This window comes from Sphingorhabdus sp. (assembly GCF_044374345.1).
In the GTDB taxonomy this organism is placed as follows: Bacteria; Pseudomonadota; Alphaproteobacteria; order Sphingomonadales; family Sphingomonadaceae; genus Sphingorhabdus_B.
This window is the reverse complement of the sequence record NZ_JBILOS010000009.1, coordinates 1-16,607: the sequence shown is the minus strand read 5'-3', so window position 1 is coordinate 16,607 and position 16,607 is coordinate 1. Positions and strand designations below refer to the sequence as shown.

General features: G+C 56.5%; 15 protein-coding genes. 9 read left to right on the top strand and 6 right to left on the bottom strand.

Annotated elements, in window-relative coordinates; translation table 11 throughout:
• Nucleotides 1-7 precede the first annotated feature (7 nt).
• A complete protein-coding gene (locus ACIQ5B_RS01830; protein WP_397597527.1) occupies nucleotides 8-391 on the top strand; it encodes a type II toxin-antitoxin system death-on-curing family toxin in 384 nt (127 codons plus the stop codon).
• On the opposite strand, the gene ACIQ5B_RS01825 is transcribed toward ACIQ5B_RS01830, so the two are convergent.
• Complete coding sequence (locus ACIQ5B_RS01825) at nucleotides 388-1,701, bottom strand: hypothetical protein (protein WP_397597526.1); 1,314 nt, start codon at nucleotides 1,699-1,701, stop codon at nucleotides 388-390. The genes ACIQ5B_RS01830 and ACIQ5B_RS01825 overlap by 4 nt on opposite strands.
• The gene (gene nhaA, locus ACIQ5B_RS01820; RefSeq protein WP_397597525.1) at nucleotides 1,698-2,918 is read right to left on the bottom strand and encodes a Na+/H+ antiporter NhaA; all 1,221 of its coding nucleotides are present in this window, start codon (nucleotides 2,916-2,918) and stop codon (nucleotides 1,698-1,700) included. Before nhaA ends, ACIQ5B_RS01825 begins: the two co-directional genes overlap by 4 nt.
• 115 nt (nucleotides 2,919-3,033) lie before the next feature.
• Here nhaA and ACIQ5B_RS01815 point away from each other — a divergent pair, with 115 nt between their 5' ends.
• The 8 genes from ACIQ5B_RS01815 (at nucleotide 3,034) to ACIQ5B_RS01780 (ending at nucleotide 10,423) form a co-directional block, all read left to right on the top strand.
• Nucleotides 3,034-3,555 carry a LuxR C-terminal-related transcriptional regulator gene (locus ACIQ5B_RS01815; RefSeq protein ID WP_397597524.1) on the top strand — a complete coding sequence of 174 codons (522 nt, stop codon included), beginning with the start codon at nucleotides 3,034-3,036 and terminating at the stop codon, nucleotides 3,553-3,555.
• Nucleotides 3,556-3,603: 48 nt separating this feature from the next.
• Complete coding sequence (locus ACIQ5B_RS01810; RefSeq protein WP_395628019.1) at nucleotides 3,604-3,942, top strand: hypothetical protein; 339 nt, start codon at nucleotides 3,604-3,606, stop codon at nucleotides 3,940-3,942.
• A 51-nt stretch (nucleotides 3,943-3,993) separates the two neighbouring features.
• Nucleotides 3,994-4,422, top strand: a complete 429-nt coding sequence (locus tag ACIQ5B_RS01805) for a hypothetical protein (protein WP_397597523.1) — start codon at nucleotides 3,994-3,996, stop codon at nucleotides 4,420-4,422.
• Between the two features lie 73 nt (nucleotides 4,423-4,495).
• Nucleotides 4,496-5,896: a glycosyl transferase family protein gene (locus ACIQ5B_RS01800; RefSeq protein WP_397597522.1), complete on the top strand. Its 1,401-nt coding sequence runs from the start codon at nucleotides 4,496-4,498 to the stop codon at nucleotides 5,894-5,896.
• A gap of 476 nt (nucleotides 5,897-6,372) precedes the next feature.
• Entirely contained in the window at nucleotides 6,373-6,927 is a 555-nt protein-coding gene (locus ACIQ5B_RS01795; RefSeq protein ID WP_397597521.1) for a hypothetical protein, read from the top strand.
• Nucleotides 6,928-6,978: 51 nt separating this feature from the next.
• On the top strand, nucleotides 6,979-7,893 hold the full coding sequence (locus ACIQ5B_RS01790) for a sulfite exporter TauE/SafE family protein (protein ID WP_397597520.1): 915 nt from the start codon (nucleotides 6,979-6,981) through the stop codon (nucleotides 7,891-7,893).
• On the top strand, nucleotides 7,893-8,654 hold the full coding sequence (locus tag ACIQ5B_RS01785) for a TIGR02186 family protein (RefSeq protein WP_397597544.1): 762 nt from the start codon (nucleotides 7,893-7,895) through the stop codon (nucleotides 8,652-8,654). The genes ACIQ5B_RS01790 and ACIQ5B_RS01785 overlap by 1 nt, the downstream gene beginning before the upstream one ends.
• 104 nt (nucleotides 8,655-8,758) lie before the next feature.
• On the top strand, nucleotides 8,759-10,423 hold the full coding sequence (locus ACIQ5B_RS01780; protein WP_397597519.1) for an ATP-binding protein: 1,665 nt from the start codon (nucleotides 8,759-8,761) through the stop codon (nucleotides 10,421-10,423).
• Nucleotides 10,424-10,693: 270 nt separating this feature from the next.
• Here the strand turns inward: ACIQ5B_RS01780 and metH are convergent, their stop codons facing one another.
• From metH to ACIQ5B_RS01760, 4 genes are read right to left on the bottom strand one after another with little or no spacing between them, the layout of a single operon-like run.
• Complete coding sequence (metH, locus tag ACIQ5B_RS01775; RefSeq protein ID WP_397597518.1) at nucleotides 10,694-13,312, bottom strand: methionine synthase; 2,619 nt, start codon at nucleotides 13,310-13,312, stop codon at nucleotides 10,694-10,696.
• Nucleotides 13,313-13,337: 25 nt separating this feature from the next.
• Nucleotides 13,338-14,384 carry a homocysteine S-methyltransferase family protein gene (locus ACIQ5B_RS01770; protein WP_397597517.1) on the bottom strand — a complete coding sequence of 349 codons (1,047 nt, stop codon included), beginning with the start codon at nucleotides 14,382-14,384 and terminating at the stop codon, nucleotides 13,338-13,340.
• Complete coding sequence (gene metF / locus ACIQ5B_RS01765; protein ID WP_397597516.1) at nucleotides 14,381-15,322, bottom strand: methylenetetrahydrofolate reductase [NAD(P)H]; 942 nt, start codon at nucleotides 15,320-15,322, stop codon at nucleotides 14,381-14,383. Before metF ends, ACIQ5B_RS01770 begins: the two co-directional genes overlap by 4 nt.
• Nucleotides 15,319-16,299 (bottom strand): ArsR/SmtB family transcription factor, encoded by a 981-nt coding sequence (locus ACIQ5B_RS01760; protein WP_397597515.1) that lies wholly within the window; start codon nucleotides 16,297-16,299, stop codon nucleotides 15,319-15,321. The genes metF and ACIQ5B_RS01760 overlap by 4 nt, the downstream gene beginning before the upstream one ends.
• Between the last annotated feature and the right edge of the window lie 308 nt (nucleotides 16,300-16,607).

Here is a 16,607-nt window from a genome sequence, read left to right as displayed (position 1 = left end):
AACGCGCATGAAGCAAGAATGGATTTGGGTTGCGCTTGATGTAGCTATAGCCGCGCACGCCGAACAGATTGCCGAACATGGTGGCGGCGAAGGAATCAGTGAGGCTGGATTGCTCGACAGTGCTATGGCGCGTCCCCAGAATTTGGCGCTTTACGGTGATCCAGACGTGAGCGAATTGGCGGCAAGTTATGCGTTTGGAATCGCACGCAACCATCCGTTTGTGGACGGAAACAAACGAACTGCAGCCGTCGTAAGCGAAACTTTTTTGGTTCTGAACGGACATGTTCTGACCGCGACCGATGCCGAACTGGTGATAACCTTTGTCGCCCTCGCCGCGGGTGAATTGTCCGAAGACGAACTCACCGCCTGGTTCCGCGATCACCTTGCCTAGGGTAGCAAATCGGCAGGCTGCGTGGGTTCGCTCAAAATCTTTTCCATCCGGCGCCAGCGTTCGGCTTGGTCGGGATTGCCGCGCTCGATATAGCCACGGACAAGGTCTTTGCCCCAGCCATAATTGATAACATAGCTGCGATAATGGTCGGTAAATGCCACCGATTGCTCAGCGCGCGCGGGCGATAGCAATAGATATTTCTGTGTGAGCTCAAGGGCCTGCGCGCGGGATATTTCCCCGTCGAGATACATTTTTGCAATGGTCAGCCGCGCGCCCGACAGCCTCTCGGTCATTTGCTGCATTTTCCAATAGGCATCTGCCGAATTGGGATCGAGGCCCGCGAGCGGATACAGAATATCGCGTTCAAACGCCAAGCGTTCCTCGGCTGGAAAGGCCAGATCTATGCCATAATTGGCGCTGCCTTCGGAAAGGACGCTGGTCGGGCTGTAGAGCGGATTGACCTCATATTCGCGCCACCCTTTTGCACGCGCAAGCCGCTGTTCGACCATCAGGTTCAAAACATGGTGGCCGGGATAGCCTTCATGACAGCCCAGATCGACCGCGCGGCTGACGCGGATCGGAAGGTCGGTGTTAATCTGGATCAGGCTTTTGTAATTGCCCTTATAATAATTGTAACCGGACCAGGTTTTCCCCGTCACAAATTCCATATCAAAGCTTTCGCCCACGGGGAGCGCGATGTGCTGCGCGGTGCGGCGTTTGCATTCGGCGATTGCGGCGTCAAAGACAGGTTGCAGGCGATCTTTGGGAATAGTGTACCGCTCGTTAAACGCATCGACCCGCGCTGCGAGTGGCCCCGAACCGGGAATGAGCGTCTCAAGCCTGCTTAATATAGCGTCATAATGTTCGAGCGTCATAAGCACAGGGACCGTCGCAAACTGGCCTTTGGCTTCATCATTAAACGCGAATTTGCGGCCCTGAAGCATCTGCAGCCTTGTGTCTGCGGCCACGAGCATGCCCCGCAACGCCAACGCGCGGCGGCGGTCGGCATCATCCTTTATGGCCGGCAAGCTTGCATCAATCGCCGCCGTCAGCTTGCGGGCCTCCGCAATCAGGTCGGCGAGCGAACGCGGACTGGCTTTCGCCGCAGCTTGCAACGATTCAGGCCCATAATATGCATCGACATATTCGGCTTCATGCGTTCCGGCCTCAAGCGTGAGGCGGACATAATCTTGCGAAATGCTGGTTAAAGAACGCGCCGGCGCTGCCGGCGCAGAACGTGCCGCCACGGGAAGCGAGGTGCAGGCCGAAGCCAGCAACGCGGCCGTGACGATGGGATAGAAAAGCTTCACATTACGTCTCCCGTTATTTGGTTGTGGCGCGCGGCAAAGCGCAAAATGAGATAGCCCGAAATTGCCGAAACCAACGACCCCATCAAAACGCCAATTTTAACCGCGTCGGATTGTTCCGGTCCGACAAAAGCAAGGCCGCCGATAAACAGGCTCATCGTGAAACCTATCCCGCACAGCAACGCGACGCCATAGACGTGCACCCAGCTGGCGTCCTTTGGACGGACGGCAATTCCAAGCTTCACGGAAAGCCAGACACTGGCGAAAATGCCGATTTGCTTACCCAGAAACAGCCCCATGGCAATACCAAGCGGAAGCGGCGCCGCCAGCGCGGCAACACTTGTGCCCGCCAGCGAAACGCCGGCATTGGCAAAACCAAATATCGGCACAATGAAAAAGGCGACGGGCTTCACCAACGCATGTTCAAGCCGGTGCAGCGCGGAATCTTCGGCATCGGGCGCGGCGATTGTCCGGTGAAACGGAATGGCAAATGCAGCCATGACTCCAGCAATCGTGGCATGAACGCCAGACAGCAATGTCGCATACCATAACAACGCCGCGAGGATGATGTAAGGCCAAAGTACATGCACCCGAAAACGATTGAGCGCCATCATCGACAACCAGATCGCACCTGCTGCAGCCAATGCCATGACGTTCAGTTCCGCGGTGTAGAACACAGCAATGATGGCGACCGCGCCCATATCATCGACAATTGCAACCGTGGTTAAAAACAGTTTCAAAGATGCAGGGGCGCGGCTGCCCAATAAAGCCAGCACGCCTATGGCAAATGCAATATCGGTTGCAGCAGGTATCGCCCAACCGCGGTGCAGATCGGGATCGCCACCCGCCACACCCAGATAGATCAGCGCCGGGACAACCATGCCCGCCGCGGCTGCAATGATGGGAAGACGCCTGTCATTCCATGTTGAAAGATGGCCGTCGACAAATTCGCGCTTAATCTCCAGCCCGACCAACAGGAAAAATATCGCCATCAGCCCGTCATTTATCCAGAGATGGACGGTCATCGGACCAAGTTTTGGCGTCAATTCCGGCCCAATCACCGCGTGCACGAAATGGGCATAGCTATCGGCAAAAGGCGAATTGGCGACAAGCAGCGCCAAAGCCGCTGCCACCATCAGCAAAATGCCGCCGGCCGCCTCGCTGCCGAGGAACGCACGCAATGCGGATTGTTTGGGTCGCTTTTGGGGCGTTTCAGTCATCGTCCAGCTATATGCCCGCCCGCATAATTGATAGCAAGCGCAGCACAAAACATTAAGCAAATCCCTTGCCTTAGCGGTTTCGGTTGGTCTAGAAACTTCCAAAAGGGCATTAAATATGGCCAATATGGCGGGATTGAATCAAACTATTGAAGACACAGATACGGATCCGATGGCGGATGAATCGGTTGAGCTGACCGAAGGTCAAAAAGCGTGCCTGAGGCTGGTCGACGACCACATGACGTCCAGAGAAATCGGCCGTTCTCTGGGAATTTCACACTTCACTGTCGATCAACGGTTGGACGCCGCGCGGCGCAAGTTGAACGCCGCAACGCGAAAGGATGCCGCCAAAATTTTTGCGGCTATTGAACAACGCACCATATCCGAGCCATTCGTATACGAAACGCAAGACCTTGAGCGAGAGCAATATGCCGCTAGCCAGAACGGGCTACCGAAACGGATGGGACGGGTCGTTGCGAAAATTGCTGCACGCGTTTCCATTCCGCCGATCGGTGGCGAAAGACATGATTTATCCCCAAAGGATATCGTGGTTCAATCGCTGAATATTGCATTTTTCAGCACAGTGGCGTTTGCATTTGTTGTTGCTGTTTTGACGGGTACGTTTCGACTGTTTCAATAAACTTCTTCGCTGGCTGAAGCTGAATTCAGATCAAGAGGGAGACAGTTTATGGTGAATTTCGAACATGAGACCGCCCGCCAATTGGCATCTGACATCCGGTCGACCCACCAATCAATAGATAACGCGCTGGCGGACCTGGCCAGCCTTACTTTTTCGGTCATTGATGTGTGCCGAAATTCCGACGCACCGCCTGCGCATACACAGGCTGCGATCGAAGGCGTGGCGAACGGACTGACCATGATGGTCGATGCCCGCAAGGGCTTTGTCAACGCGCACCGCAAAATCGTCGTCGCCCAACGCGACAGCAATCTTCAAGAAATCAACTTCGGCTGCGTGGGCCCCGGTCCGCTTACCCGACCAGCCGGTCTTCGGGTCGTAAACAGCTGATGCTGGGCACCCTTGCCCGGACGCGGGCTATATTCTGAGGACGGGCAAGGGATGGATATTCTCCAGTCAGCTTTCATTTTCGCGCTTGTGCTGTGCACGCTTTATGCGGGCATCAATGGCGGACGTACTGGCAAGGCTGGCGCTGCCATTTTCATCGTTGCGACAATATTGAGCGCGGTCGCCGCAACGATGAACCCCAGTTGGGCAACGACATCTTATGGACTGTTCGCCGTGGATGGGGGCTGCTTACTTGCACTCATTGTGCTGGCGCTGCACAGTAACCGGTATTGGCCGATATGGGCGATGGGGTTTCAAACCGTGGCCGTCGCAACGCATATGGCAACGCTTTGGATACCGGACTTCGTCCCGAAATCCTATCAGGCCTTATTATCCTTTTGGGCGATACCAATCCTGTGGGTGATGGTGATGGGCACGCGCAAAGACCGCCAATATGAACGGGGCAAAGTCCAGACCGCGTGAAACAACATCTTTTCGGAACACTGCATATCAAAACGGCGCGACATCGATCGCAGCTGGTTGAGGGGTCGCACCTGTGCCTAACTGGATTTTCCCAATCGCCGAAACAGCACAGCGTGAACTGTTACTGTTCAGCGCGATCTGGCTGTTGATTGGCGCCATTGACGATCTGTGCGTCGATGCCATCTGGGCAGGCCGGCGGTTGTACCGAAAGATTGCCTTTTATTGGCACAGGCCGCCCATGACGGTGGATGAACTGCCGGCAAAGTCGGGGCCCGGGCTGATTGCGGTGTTAATACCGGCATGGGGCGAGGCTGCGGTTATCGGCACGATGCTCGCCAACTGCACACGCAGCTGGGCCAACAGCGGATGCGAGTACCGGATATATGTTGGCTGCTACCCAAATGACCCGCACACATCGGCCGCAGTCATTCGGGCTGCAAAGCACAACCCGGTTATCAGGCTCGTGCTGGTCGACCATATGGGCCCAACCACCAAAGCCGATTGCCTCAACCGGCTTTGGAAGGCGTTACGCGCCGATGAAATCGCGGGCGGTTACACAGCCAAGGCCATTGTCCTGCATGACGCAGAAGACGCCGTCCACGCGGATGAGCTTCGGGTGTTCGACAGGCTGCTCACCATTGGCGGCGCGGTGCAATTGCCGGTCATTCCCGTGCGGACAAAAAGTTCGCGATGGATCAGCGGGCATTATTGCGACGAATTTGCCGAAGCCCATGGCAAGAATATGGTCGTGCGCGAGGCGATTGGCGCGTCGCTGCCGTTGGCTGGCGTCGCTTGCGCGATTGAGCGCAATCTGATGGGCCGCTTGGCCATTATGAACGGCGGCGATCCGTTCGATCCAAACAGCCTGACCGAGGATTATGAGCTGGGTATGCGTATTGGGGCTGCTGGTGGACGCACCATCATGGCGCGGATTTTGGACAATAATGGCAGGCTGATAGGGACCAGATCCTGCTTTCCCGACACGCTCACAAGTTCGGTCCGCCAAAAAACCCGTTGGCTGACGGGCATTGCCCTTGCCGGTTGGGACAGGCTGGGGTGGAACGGCAATCTCGCGCAGAAATGGATGTTGCTGCAGGATCGCCGGTCGATACTCGCCGCGATCGTGTTGAGTGCAGCCTATGCCTGCATCTTTCTCACGGCGATGTTGACGGTGGCTGAAGCACAAGGCGCGTACCAGCCAAAACCCTTGGCGCCGACGCTCATTGTCCTTTTATGGTGTAACGCGGCCTTTCTTTTCTGGCGGCTGTTTGTTCGGGCCGGCTTTGTCGCCGCGCTGTACGGTCCAAAAGAGGCACTGCTGTCGATCCCGCGCAGCGTCATGACGAACATTATCGCGATCATGGCCGCGCGGCGGGCCTGCATAAACTATGCACGGCATTGTTTCGGGGTGCCGCTGCGCTGGGACAAAACCGTCCACCATATCGTCCCTGCGCCATCGGTCCGGCCCGAATGATGCGCGGGCGCGCCTTGGCATCGATAGCTTTGCTCTGTGGAACGTGGGTCACGGCCCGGATCGCCGTCACAACGATGGATATCAGCGCCGTAAGCCAGACCGGTCATGAAATATATCCAAATCCAGTCCGCATGCGGCCCGTCCCAAAGCTGGCAAGCACCCCAACATTCACCGGCTACAGTGCGCAGCACCGCGTTGTGGCCCCCGCGATACCGCACGCCCAAAATAGCCAAGGAAAGATCGCCCTCCCGCCGGAGGGCGCAGCCCCATTGTTCTTCAGCGCAGGCACGCCTGCGCGGATCTCTCCCGTCGCACTCCTACCGACTGACTCCGATGTGGTCACCCCTATCGGAGCGCCGCCTCCATCCGCGACCACTCCGCAACCATTAGAGGTGTACGCCTATAGCTTTTGGCGGCGGGGCAGTTCCCCCGCTGGAACGCTTGGCAACGGGCAATATGGCGGCAGCCAAAGCGCCGTGATTGCTGCAATCCCCGTCCTGCACTTCTCCGGCAACCCTGACCACTCGCGCCTGTCCATGGCTGGCCGGGTATCGGTTGCGCATGGCAGCGTGCGCGAAAGGGAACTGGCAGCAGGGGTGCGTTGGCGACCCGTTGCACGCATTCCGGTGCAGGTCATTGCCGAACGTAGGTTTAGGCAGGGCCGGCCCGACGCATTTGCGGCCTTGGTCGCTGGCGGGCAGTCTGGCGTAAAATTGCCACTTGGTTTCCGGTTGGATGGCTATGGTCAGGCCGGCTTTGTTTCAGGGCAAGGCGGCGGTGCCTTTGCCGATGTGGCAGCGCAAGCACATCGGTCCATCGTACAATCGCAACGGGCATCTTTTGCGATTGGCGCAGGGATTTGGGGCGGCGGGCAAGACAATGTCATGCGCATCGATGTCGGCCCAAATATCCGCGCAAATGTGACCGCGGGCAGCGCATTATTCCAATTTGACGCAAGCTGGCGTTGGCGCGTTGCGGGCCACGCACAGCCGGGCCATGGGCCAGCGGTAACATTGTCCACCAGTTTCTAAGCACCAGCCTTTATCCTGCCGCTAAATGCCGTTAGGGTCCGTTGGTCAAACATGGATATCTATCTTCCTATCGCCAATTTGTCGGTCAATGCGCTGGTCATCATCCTGCTGGGTGGCGGCGTTGGCGTGTTGTCTGGAATGTTTGGCGTGGGCGGCGGTTTCCTGACCACGCCATTGCTTATTTTCTACGGCATTCCGCCAGCCGTTGCCGCAGCGTCGGCATCCACGCAGGTAACCGGCGCAAGTGTATCGGGCGTTTTTGCGCATATGAAACGCGGCGGTGTCGATTTCCAAATGGGCACTGTTCTTGTGTTCGGCGGCATTTTCGGCACAGCTGCGGGCGCTGCGATTTTCGAAATATTGGAATCGCTTGGCCAGATCGATACCGTCATCAACATCCTGTACGTCATCATGTTGGGCAGCATCGGCGGGATGATGGCGAAAGAAAGCCTGACCAGCGTCCGCGCGACCCGTGCAGGCAAACCCGTGCCCGCAGCCAAAAGGCGGCACCATCCATTGGTCGCCAATTTGCCGATGCGTTGGCGTTTCTACCGGTCGGGCCTGTATATTTCGCCACTCGCACCGCTGATATTGGGTTTCATCACGGGCATTATGACCATGCTGCTGGGCGTCGGCGGCGGTTTCATCATGGTGCCCGCCATGCTTTATTTGCTTGGCATGGGCGCGCAGGTTGTGGTGGGCACATCTTTGTTCCAGATATTGTTCGTCACCATGGCATCGACCATGATGCACAGCCTGACCACCAAGGCAGTCGACATTGTGCTGGCGGTATTCTTGCTGATCGGCAGTGTCACGGGCGCGCAAATTGGCGCACGACTGGCGCAGCGGATGCGTCCTGAATATCTCCGCCTGTTTCTGGCAATCATTGTCCTGCTCGTCGCCATCCGGATGGCGCTTGGCCTTGGCTGGCGTCCCGACGAAATCTACACGTTGCAAGCCCTGTGATACGCTTGATCGCCTTGTTCCTGTTTTTGCTGCCGGTGGCGGCGGGGGCGCAAAATGTGCCCAAGCTGGTGCCCGATGTGTCGCAGCGCGAAATCAACATTCAATCGGGTTTCACGGGCGCTGAAATGCTGTTATTTGGTGCGATCATTTACCCGCGCGGCGTTGCGCCGGAGGGTCAGGTGGACGTCGCCGTCGTCCTGCGCGGGCCAACGCGCGCAGTGACGCTGCGCGAAAAGCAGAATATTGCAGGCATCTGGATTAACGCAGACAGCACCGATTTCCGGTCCGTCCCTGCTTATTACGCGATCGCCTCATCCCGCCCGCTGCGCGAGATCGTTGATAGTAAGACCGCGGCCATTTACGAACTTGGCCTCGAAAGATTGCAATTGTCGCCCAGCGGTGAAGTCGATGCCGCAGAGCAAAAACGCTTTGTCGATGGCTTGGTCGATCTCAACCGCCGCAACGGCCTTTTCCGGCAAGAGGCAGGGACCGTCGAAATCACCGATCAAGTATTGTACCGCGCGCGCCTCAACATTCCATCGAGCGTGCCCGTTGGGACATATACCGCCGAAACATTGCTGATCCGCAATGGCCGCGTCATTGTCGCGGACGACAATGTGCAAGTGCGGATACGCAAAACCGGGTTTGAACAAGTGGTGACCATCATGGCGCAAGATTATGCCTTCTTCTATGGTGCCATGGCGGTGCTTGTCTCGTTGCTGCTGGGCTGGTTCGCCGGATATATTTTCCAGCGCTTATAGCCGGGGTTGGCGGGGGCCATAACAGCTTCCATGGTAAACATATCTTTACCTTCTGTACCTATCGCTGGCCGCTTCCTTCAATCAAAGGCCGTTTAGCGATGGAAATGACAGGGCATCGGCCGTTTACGTCCGCAGAACCCAGTGCGCAGGGACAAGCCGAAGCGACAGATGCGCTGCACCCTATCGGCTTTGTTATGGACATTGCCGGATCCAGTTCCCAAATCACCCTTGATGCCAGCATATTGACCCAGCTGATGTCACATGCCGATCCCAGCATTGCGATGGCCGGACAGGTGGGCAGCCAAATCAAGATTCGCATTGGCCATAATTGGCTGCTCGCCAGTATCCGCACACAGCGTATGCATGACCGCGACCATGGGGTCATTATGGCGCAAGTCGACTTTCTGGGCGAAGGCGGCGAAGACCGCCAGACCGGCAAAATCTCCAATTTCCGCCGCGGGGTTACGCGCTATCCGATCCCCGGAAGCGAAGTCTATGCGGTGTCGAGCGCGGACATGAGGCAAGTTTATGCCACCGACGCGCGCGCGCATGTTGAAATCGGCACCGTTGTCCCAACCAAGGACATTCGCGGCGCGCTATATGTCGACGCGCTGCTCGGTAAGCATTTCGCGCTCGTGGGTTCAACGGGTACCGGCAAATCAACCTGCGCCGCTCTCATCGTGCATAAGATGTGCGATATCGCCCCTGACGGCCATATTGTCATGATTGACCCCCATGGCGAATATAGTGCGGCGTTCAAACAAAATGGCGCGTTGTTCGACGTGAACAATCTGGCCATGCCTTATTGGATGATGAACTTTGCCGAACATTGCGAAGTGTTCGTCACCTCCACCGGCGACGATAGGCAAATTGACTCAGACATTCTTGCCCGCTGCCTGTTGCAGGCGCGGGCCAAAAACCGGATTGCCGAAACGATTGGCAAGCTGACGGTTGATGCGCCGATCCCCTATTTATTGTCTGACCTGACCAACATCATCCAGAATGAAATGGGTAAGCTCGACAAGGCAACGTCGTCCGCGCCGTTCATGCGGTTGAAGAGCAAAATTGACGAACTGAAAGCCGACCCGCGCTACAATTTCATGTTTTCAGGCCTGCTGGTCGGCGACACCATGGCCGAATTTGTCGGCAAGATTTTCCGTCTGCCATCCCATGGCAAACCGATTTCGATTATCGATGTGTCCGGCGTCCCTTCCGACATCACGTCAACCGTTGTTGCGGTGTTGTCGCGTCTGGTGTTTGACTATGCTATCTGGTCGCGCAACGAAGCGCAGCGCCCCATCCTGCTCGTCTGTGAAGAGGCCCATCGCTACATTCCGTCGGATCGCGTTTTCAAAAACAGTGCGGTGCGCTCCATCCTTGAACGCATTGCCAAGGAAGGCCGGAAATATGGTGTGTCGCTTGGCCTGATTACACAGCGTCCGTCCGATTTGGCCGAAGGCGTGCTGTCGCAATGCGGCACGATCATTTCGATGCGATTGAACAATGAACGCGATCAGGCATTTGTCCGCGCCGCCATGCCCGAAGGGGCGCGCGGTTTCCTTGATGCCGTCCCTGCCTTGCGCAACCGCGAATGCATTATCTGCGGCGAAGGTGTCAGCATTCCCATCCGTGTCTCGCTCGACCATTTGGAAGCGGATAAACGCCCGGCATCGGAAGACCCGCTGTTCAGCGCCCTTTGGCGCGAAACAGGCGGCGAAGCCGAAATATTGGACCGCGTCGTGCGCAGGTGGCGTGCGCAAGGGCGGTGATTGCCGCGGCAAGGGCTGGAAGCATGTCCAAGCTTGCAATGTAGGATTGGCTTTGAGACTATCGCCCCGCACACGCGAAAGCGCGCACGGCTCTTTCTCAATGTTGAGACCAGCGGAAATAAGTCAGAGCCACGTTCACCATTAAAGCGACAAAGCAGACAGTAAAAACGCTGTCCGACGTTGCTTTTGTCGCCTTAGGGTCAGGACAAAGAGCGCCGTTTTCTTCATGGGCATCCGTCCGTAAAATCTAATATTGCTCTGAACTGCAGATCATTCGTTGAGGTTGGGCCTGAGATACTGCCGTGCCCGATCCAAATCGAGTGCGCGCCGTGCGGCATAGTCCGCAACCTGATCTTCGCCAATCCGCGCAACGCCGAAATATTCCGCTTGGGGATGCCCGAAATAAAAGCCGCTGACCGCTGCGGTGGGCAACATGGCAAAGCTTTCGGTTAAGGTGATCCCCGTTTTCTGGGTCGCATCCAGCAGGTCGAACAATATCGGCTTCAGGCTGTGGTCCGGACAGGCGGGATAACCCGGTGCGGGCCGGATGCCGCGATATTCTTCACGGTTCAGCGCCTCTATCGTGAATTGCTCGTCGGGCGCATAACCCCATAATGTTGTGCGGACATGCTCGTGCATCCGCTCGGCAAAAGCTTCGGCGAGACGGTCGGCGAGCGCTTTCAACATGATGTCGGAATAATCATCGATATTGGCTTTGAACTGCGCCAAATGCGTGCCGATGCCATGGCCAGTGGTCACGGCAAAGCCGCCAATCCAGTCACCATCGCGGCTGATGAAATCGGCCAGACACATGTTCGCCTTGCCTTCGCGCTTGGCGATTTGCTGCCGCAGGAACGGCAGGCGAATATGGCTCTCGGTCTGTTCGCAATAGACGACAACATCATCGCCATCGCGCCAGCATGGCCACAGGCCCGCAACACCCTTTGCGCGGAGCCATTTTTCGCTGATGATTTTATCGAGCATCGCATTGGCATCGGTAAACAGGCTGGCGGCACTTTCGCCAACGACTTCGTCGGTCAGAATATCGGGATAATTGCCGTGCAATTCCCATGCGCGGAAAAACGGCGTCCAATCGATATACTTGCGCAGATCCGCAAGGTCCCAGTCATCATAGGCATGCACGCCAGGCTGTAATGGCGGCGCGGGTTTCAGCGTCTCGTCAATCTCGAACGCATTGGCGCGGGCCTCCTCCAGCGAAGCCAATGGCTTTGCGGTCTTGCCAGCACGGGCATCGCGGATGTGGCTATATTCGGCGCGGGTGTCCGCGACGAACTTTTCGGCCATAGTATCGCTGACCAATGTGCCCGCAACACCGACAGCGCGTGATGCATCGAGCACATGAATAACGGGGCCCGAATAGACAGGCTCAATCCGCAACGCCGTATGCGTTTTGGACGTGGTGGCGCCGCCGATCATCAACGGCATCGTCATGCCCGCCTTCTGCATTTCTTCAGCGACGGTGACCATCTCATCCAGCGACGGTGTGATCAGGCCCGATAGCCCGATCATGTCGGCATCATGGTCGACCGCCGCTTTCAATATGTCTTGCCACGGGACCATCACGCCCAGATCGACAATCTCAAAGCCATTACACTGCAGCACAACGCCAACGATATTCTTGCCGATATCATGCACGTCGCCCTTGACGGTCGCCATGATGATCTTGCCCTTGCCCTTCGCGCCGACTTCTTTCTCGGCCTCGATATAAGGGAACAGATGCGCGACGGCTTTTTTCATAACGCGCGCCGATTTCACGACCTGCGGCAGAAACATTTTGCCCGACCCAAACAGGTCGCCAACAACATTCATGCCGTCCATCAATGGGCCTTCAATAACCTCGATAGGCCTGCCGCCAGCCGCCTTGATCGCCAGCCGCGCTTCTTCGGTGTCGTCGACGATATGCGCATCAATGCCTTTGACCAAGGCATGCTCAAGCCGCTTCGTGACATCCCAGCCGCGCCATTCAGCCTCCGCCTTTTCCTGCGCCACATCCGTACCGCGATATTTCTCGGCCAAGGTGATGAGGCGCTCGGTAGCATCGGGGTCGCGGTTGAGAATCACATCTTCGCACGCCACCCGCAGTTCCGGATCAATATCGTCATAGATATCCAACTGCCCTGCGTTAACGATCGCCATGTCCAAGCCAGCAGGGATCGCATGATATAAGAATATCGAATGCATTGCGCGGCGCACAGGCTCGTTACCGCGGAAAGAAAAGGACAGGTTGGAAAGGCCGCCCGAATAATGCGCATGCGGGCATAGAACGCGCAGCTCTTTCAGCGCCTCGATAAAGTCGACGCCATAATTATTATGCTCTTCAATCCCCGTTGCCACCGCAAAAATATTGGGATCGAAAATGATATCTTCGGGCGGGAACCCAATGCCGACCAGCAAGTCATAAGCACGCTTGCAGATTTCGACCTTACGCTCTTTGGTGTCCGCCTGGCCGGTTTCGTCGAACGCCATCACCACGACGGCAGCGCCATAGGCCATGCACAACCGCGCGTGATGCAAAAAGGCTTCTTCGCCTTCTTTCATCGAAATCGAATTCACGATGGGCTTGCCCGAAACGCATTTCAGCCCCGCCTCAATGACGCTCCATTTGGAACTGTCGATCATCAACGGCACGCGCGCAATATCTGGCTCGGCAGCGATCCGTTTGATGAATGTCGTCATCGCCTCATGCGCGTCGAGCAGACCTTCATCCATATTGATGTCGATAATCTGCGCGCCATTTTCGACCTGGTCGCGCGCGATTTCGACAGCGGCTTCATAATCACCAGACAGAATGAGCTTCTTGAACTTGGCGCTGCCGGTAACGTTCGTACGTTCACCGATGTTGACGAAACGGGAGGAGGAGGATGTCATATTTTTATGTTCAGCTTTAAGGAGTTCAGGCGGCCATGATGAAGGGTTCGAGGCCAGCAAGCCGTGTGACCACTTGTGGTTGCGGGATGCTGCGCGGGGCGCGGCCCTCAACGGCCTTGGCAATCGCGGCGATATGCGCAGGCGTCGTACCGCAACAACCGCCGACAATGTTGACCAACCCATCATCCAACCATTGGCCAATCAGCTGCGCGGTCGTTTCGGGCAGTTCGTCATATTCGGCAAGGTCATTGGGCAAGCCCGCATTAGGATAGGCCATGACAAGCGTATCGGCTTGCTTTGACAAAGCGGCCAAATGCGGACGCAACAGGTCAGCGCCGAACGAACAATTCAGCCCGATGGTCAGTGGTTTGACGTGCCGGATCGCGGCCCAAAATGCTTCAACCGTATGGCCCGACAAATTGCGACCGGCCATATCGGTGATCGTCATGGATATCATCAAGGGTACATCCCGGCCCGATGCCAATGCCGCTTCCTGCGCCGCCATCGCTGCGCATTTGGCGTTCAGCGTGTCGAAAATCGTTTCAATCAGCAGGAAATCCACGCCGCCTTCGATGAGCGCGTCGCATTGTTCGCGATAGACGCCTTTCAGATAATCAAAATCGATCTCGCGATAGCCGGGGTCGTTGACGTCTGGCGACAATGACAATGTCTTGTTCGTCGGCCCAATTGAGCCCGCAACAAAACGCCGCTTGCCATCTTCGGCTTCCGCGGCGTCACAACAGGCGCGCGCGAGTCTTGCCGAATCAATGTTCAATTGCTGGACCAGATGTTCGCAGCCATAATCAGCCATGCTGATCTTGGTGGCGCTGAAGGTATTGGTTTCAATCATGTCCGCGCCAGCGCTCAGATAAGCACTGTGGATGGCGCCAACCACGTCAGGCCGTGTGATGGACAATAGGTCGTTATTGCCCTTTTGATCGTGCGTCAGTTCCAATGACCCGCGATAGTCCGCCTCGGATAATTTATACCCCTGAATGGCCGTCCCGTAACCGCCGTCGAAGACCAATATCTGCTTGGACGCTCTTGCAACAAATGCCTCACGCGGGGTCATGCCGCTTGCTCCTGCGCGGCGCCAGCGGGCCGTTTTCCAAGCAAATGGCAAATGGCATAAGACAGCTCGGCGCGGTTGAGCGTGTAGAAATGGAAATCACGCACACCGCCCGCATATAATCTGCGGCACATTTCGGCCGCGACGGTGGCTGCGACCAGTTGCCGCGCAGGTGGATGGTCATCCAACCCTTCAAACAAATGCGCCATCCACACGGGAATTGCGGTGCCGGTCATGGCGGACATGCGGGTGATTGCGGCAAAATTTGAAACCGGCATGATGCCCGGCACGATTTCGGCATCGACACCCGCAGCCGCAACCGCATCGCGGAAACGGAAGAATGTTTCGGGTTCAAAGAAAAATTGCGTGATCGCACGGCTCGCGCCGGAATCAAGTTTTCGTTTCAGGAAGTCGATATCGCTTGCTGCGGACAAGGCTTCCGGATGGGTTTCGGGATAGGCACTGACCGATATCTCAAATGGATGGAGCTTACGCAGCCCTTCGACCAATTCGGCAGCGCTGGCATAGCCGTCGGGATGTGGAACAAATTTCTCGTCCGAGCTTGGCGGATCTCCGCGCAGCGCGACAATGTGCCGGACACCTGCGTCCCAATAGGCATTTGCAACGTCGGCAATTTCGCCCTTTGATGCTTCGACGCAGGTTAAATGTGCGGCAGCCGGAATAGTGGTTTCGCGGGCAATGCGGGCGACGGTGTTGTGCGTCCGCTCACGCGTTGTCCCGCCGGCACCATAAGTGACCGATACAAAGCGCGGGGCAAGCGGCGCGAGCGTGACGACCGAATCCCACAACTGCTCTTCCATCTTTTCGGTTTTGGGCGGGAAGAATTCAAAGCTGATTTCGCAATCACCGGCAAGGCCGGCAAAAAGAGGCGCGGCCAGCGCCCGGCTGGCTTCCTGCATCTGGTCGAACGGGAGAATCATACAACAATCCTTAAGTTGTTTTTTGGATGCGGGGTGGCGAACGACAGCTTTTGCCCCATCCACACTTTTACAATGAGTTCACCCGACTCAAGTGCGGCCTGATGCACCATCTGCAGGCCATGCGCCGAGAACGCATTGCGCATAAATTCGTCCGTAAAGCCAAGCCGGGCATGGGCATGAACAGTGCGAAGTTCTTCATGATCGTGGGCGGCGAAGTCGACGATCACGAGCCGCCCATCTTGTGCAATAGTCCGGATGGCTTCGGCAATGACTGCCTCAGGGTCTTGGGCGTAATGCAGCACTTGATGGAAAATGACGGTGTCAAACTCGCCATCGCCGACGGGGAGCATGTTGAAGTCACCCAATTTGATTTCGACCTTGCTTGCGATATCGGCGCTGAAATTCGCTATTTTTGCGCGGGCAAGCCGCAACATTTCGGGGCTATTGTCCAAAGCCACAAACCGGCTTGCGCTCTCCGCGAACAATTCCACAATGCGGCCAGTTCCTGTACCGACGTCCAATACGCTGCCCAAAGGCGCGCTATGCAAAATCTGCGCAATCTTCGCCTCAACTTCTGAATCGGCAACATGCAGCGATCTCAGGAAATCCCATTCTTCTGCATGTGCCGCAAAATAGGATGCCGCCATATTGGTACGCGCGTTGCGGACCTCGTCCAGCCGCGCCAGATCCTTTTGAAAGGCCTTTGCCTGCGTAACATCGGCTTCTGTCAGTAATGACGTGAGGCGTCCGTCCTCCAAAACAGCGCCAGGCCGCAGGAAAACCCAACTTCCTTCTTTGCGTCGCTCCAATAATCCAGCTTCATCCAATATGCGGATATGGCGGGAAACGCGGGGCTGGCTTTGGTCCAATATCTGCACTAACTCGCCCACCGACAGCTCAAGTCGAAGCACGAGAAATACGATTCGAAGCCGGGTCGGGTCGGCCAGAGCGCGCATGATGTTGAGCAAATTGATCATCTCGGCATCATATAAAGAAATCTTTATATCAAGTCAATCCGCTCAAATCTCCCGCATTTTCTACCGTTCTGGTAGAGTTAGGTGCAATTTTGAGGCCGATCAGCTTGCCGGAATAAAAAAGCGCATTGCCACCGAATTGTGAACGGGCTAGAGGGCTGTCCGCAGACATTACTGCATTCGGTGTGGTGTGCCTGTCAGGTTTTCATAAGTTTTGCTAGGGGGTTTCCCATATGAAGAAAATTGCTGTATCTCTCGTTCTTGCCGCTTCGCTCGGTTTGGCTGCTTGCTCAGGTGCTGAAGAAGCAACC

What these genes read in the sequence shown, in the direction of transcription:
- ACIQ5B_RS01830 (WP_397597527.1), top strand. Translation starts at nt 8, where the DNA reads ATGAAGCAAGAATGGATTTGGGTTGCGCTTGATGTAGCTATAGCCGCG.
- nhaA (WP_397597525.1), bottom strand. Translation starts at nt 2,918, where the DNA reads ATGACTGAAACGCCCCAAAAGCGACCCAAACAATCCGCATTGCGTGCG.
- ACIQ5B_RS01815 (WP_397597524.1), top strand. Translation starts at nt 3,034, where the DNA reads ATGGCCAATATGGCGGGATTGAATCAAACTATTGAAGACACAGATACG.
- ACIQ5B_RS01810 (WP_395628019.1), top strand. Translation starts at nt 3,604, where the DNA reads ATGGTGAATTTCGAACATGAGACCGCCCGCCAATTGGCATCTGACATC.
- ACIQ5B_RS01805 (WP_397597523.1), top strand. Translation starts at nt 3,994, where the DNA reads ATGGATATTCTCCAGTCAGCTTTCATTTTCGCGCTTGTGCTGTGCACG.
- ACIQ5B_RS01790 (WP_397597520.1), top strand. Translation starts at nt 6,979, where the DNA reads ATGGATATCTATCTTCCTATCGCCAATTTGTCGGTCAATGCGCTGGTC.
- ACIQ5B_RS01780 (WP_397597519.1), top strand. Translation starts at nt 8,759, where the DNA reads ATGACAGGGCATCGGCCGTTTACGTCCGCAGAACCCAGTGCGCAGGGA.
- metH (WP_397597518.1), bottom strand. Translation starts at nt 13,312, where the DNA reads ATGACATCCTCCTCCTCCCGTTTCGTCAACATCGGTGAACGTACGAAC.
- ACIQ5B_RS01770 (WP_397597517.1), bottom strand. Translation starts at nt 14,384, where the DNA reads ATGACCCCGCGTGAGGCATTTGTTGCAAGAGCGTCCAAGCAGATATTG.
- metF (WP_397597516.1), bottom strand. Translation starts at nt 15,322, where the DNA reads ATGATTCTCCCGTTCGACCAGATGCAGGAAGCCAGCCGGGCGCTGGCC.
- ACIQ5B_RS01760 (WP_397597515.1), bottom strand. Translation starts at nt 16,299, where the DNA reads ATGATCAATTTGCTCAACATCATGCGCGCTCTGGCCGACCCGACCCGG.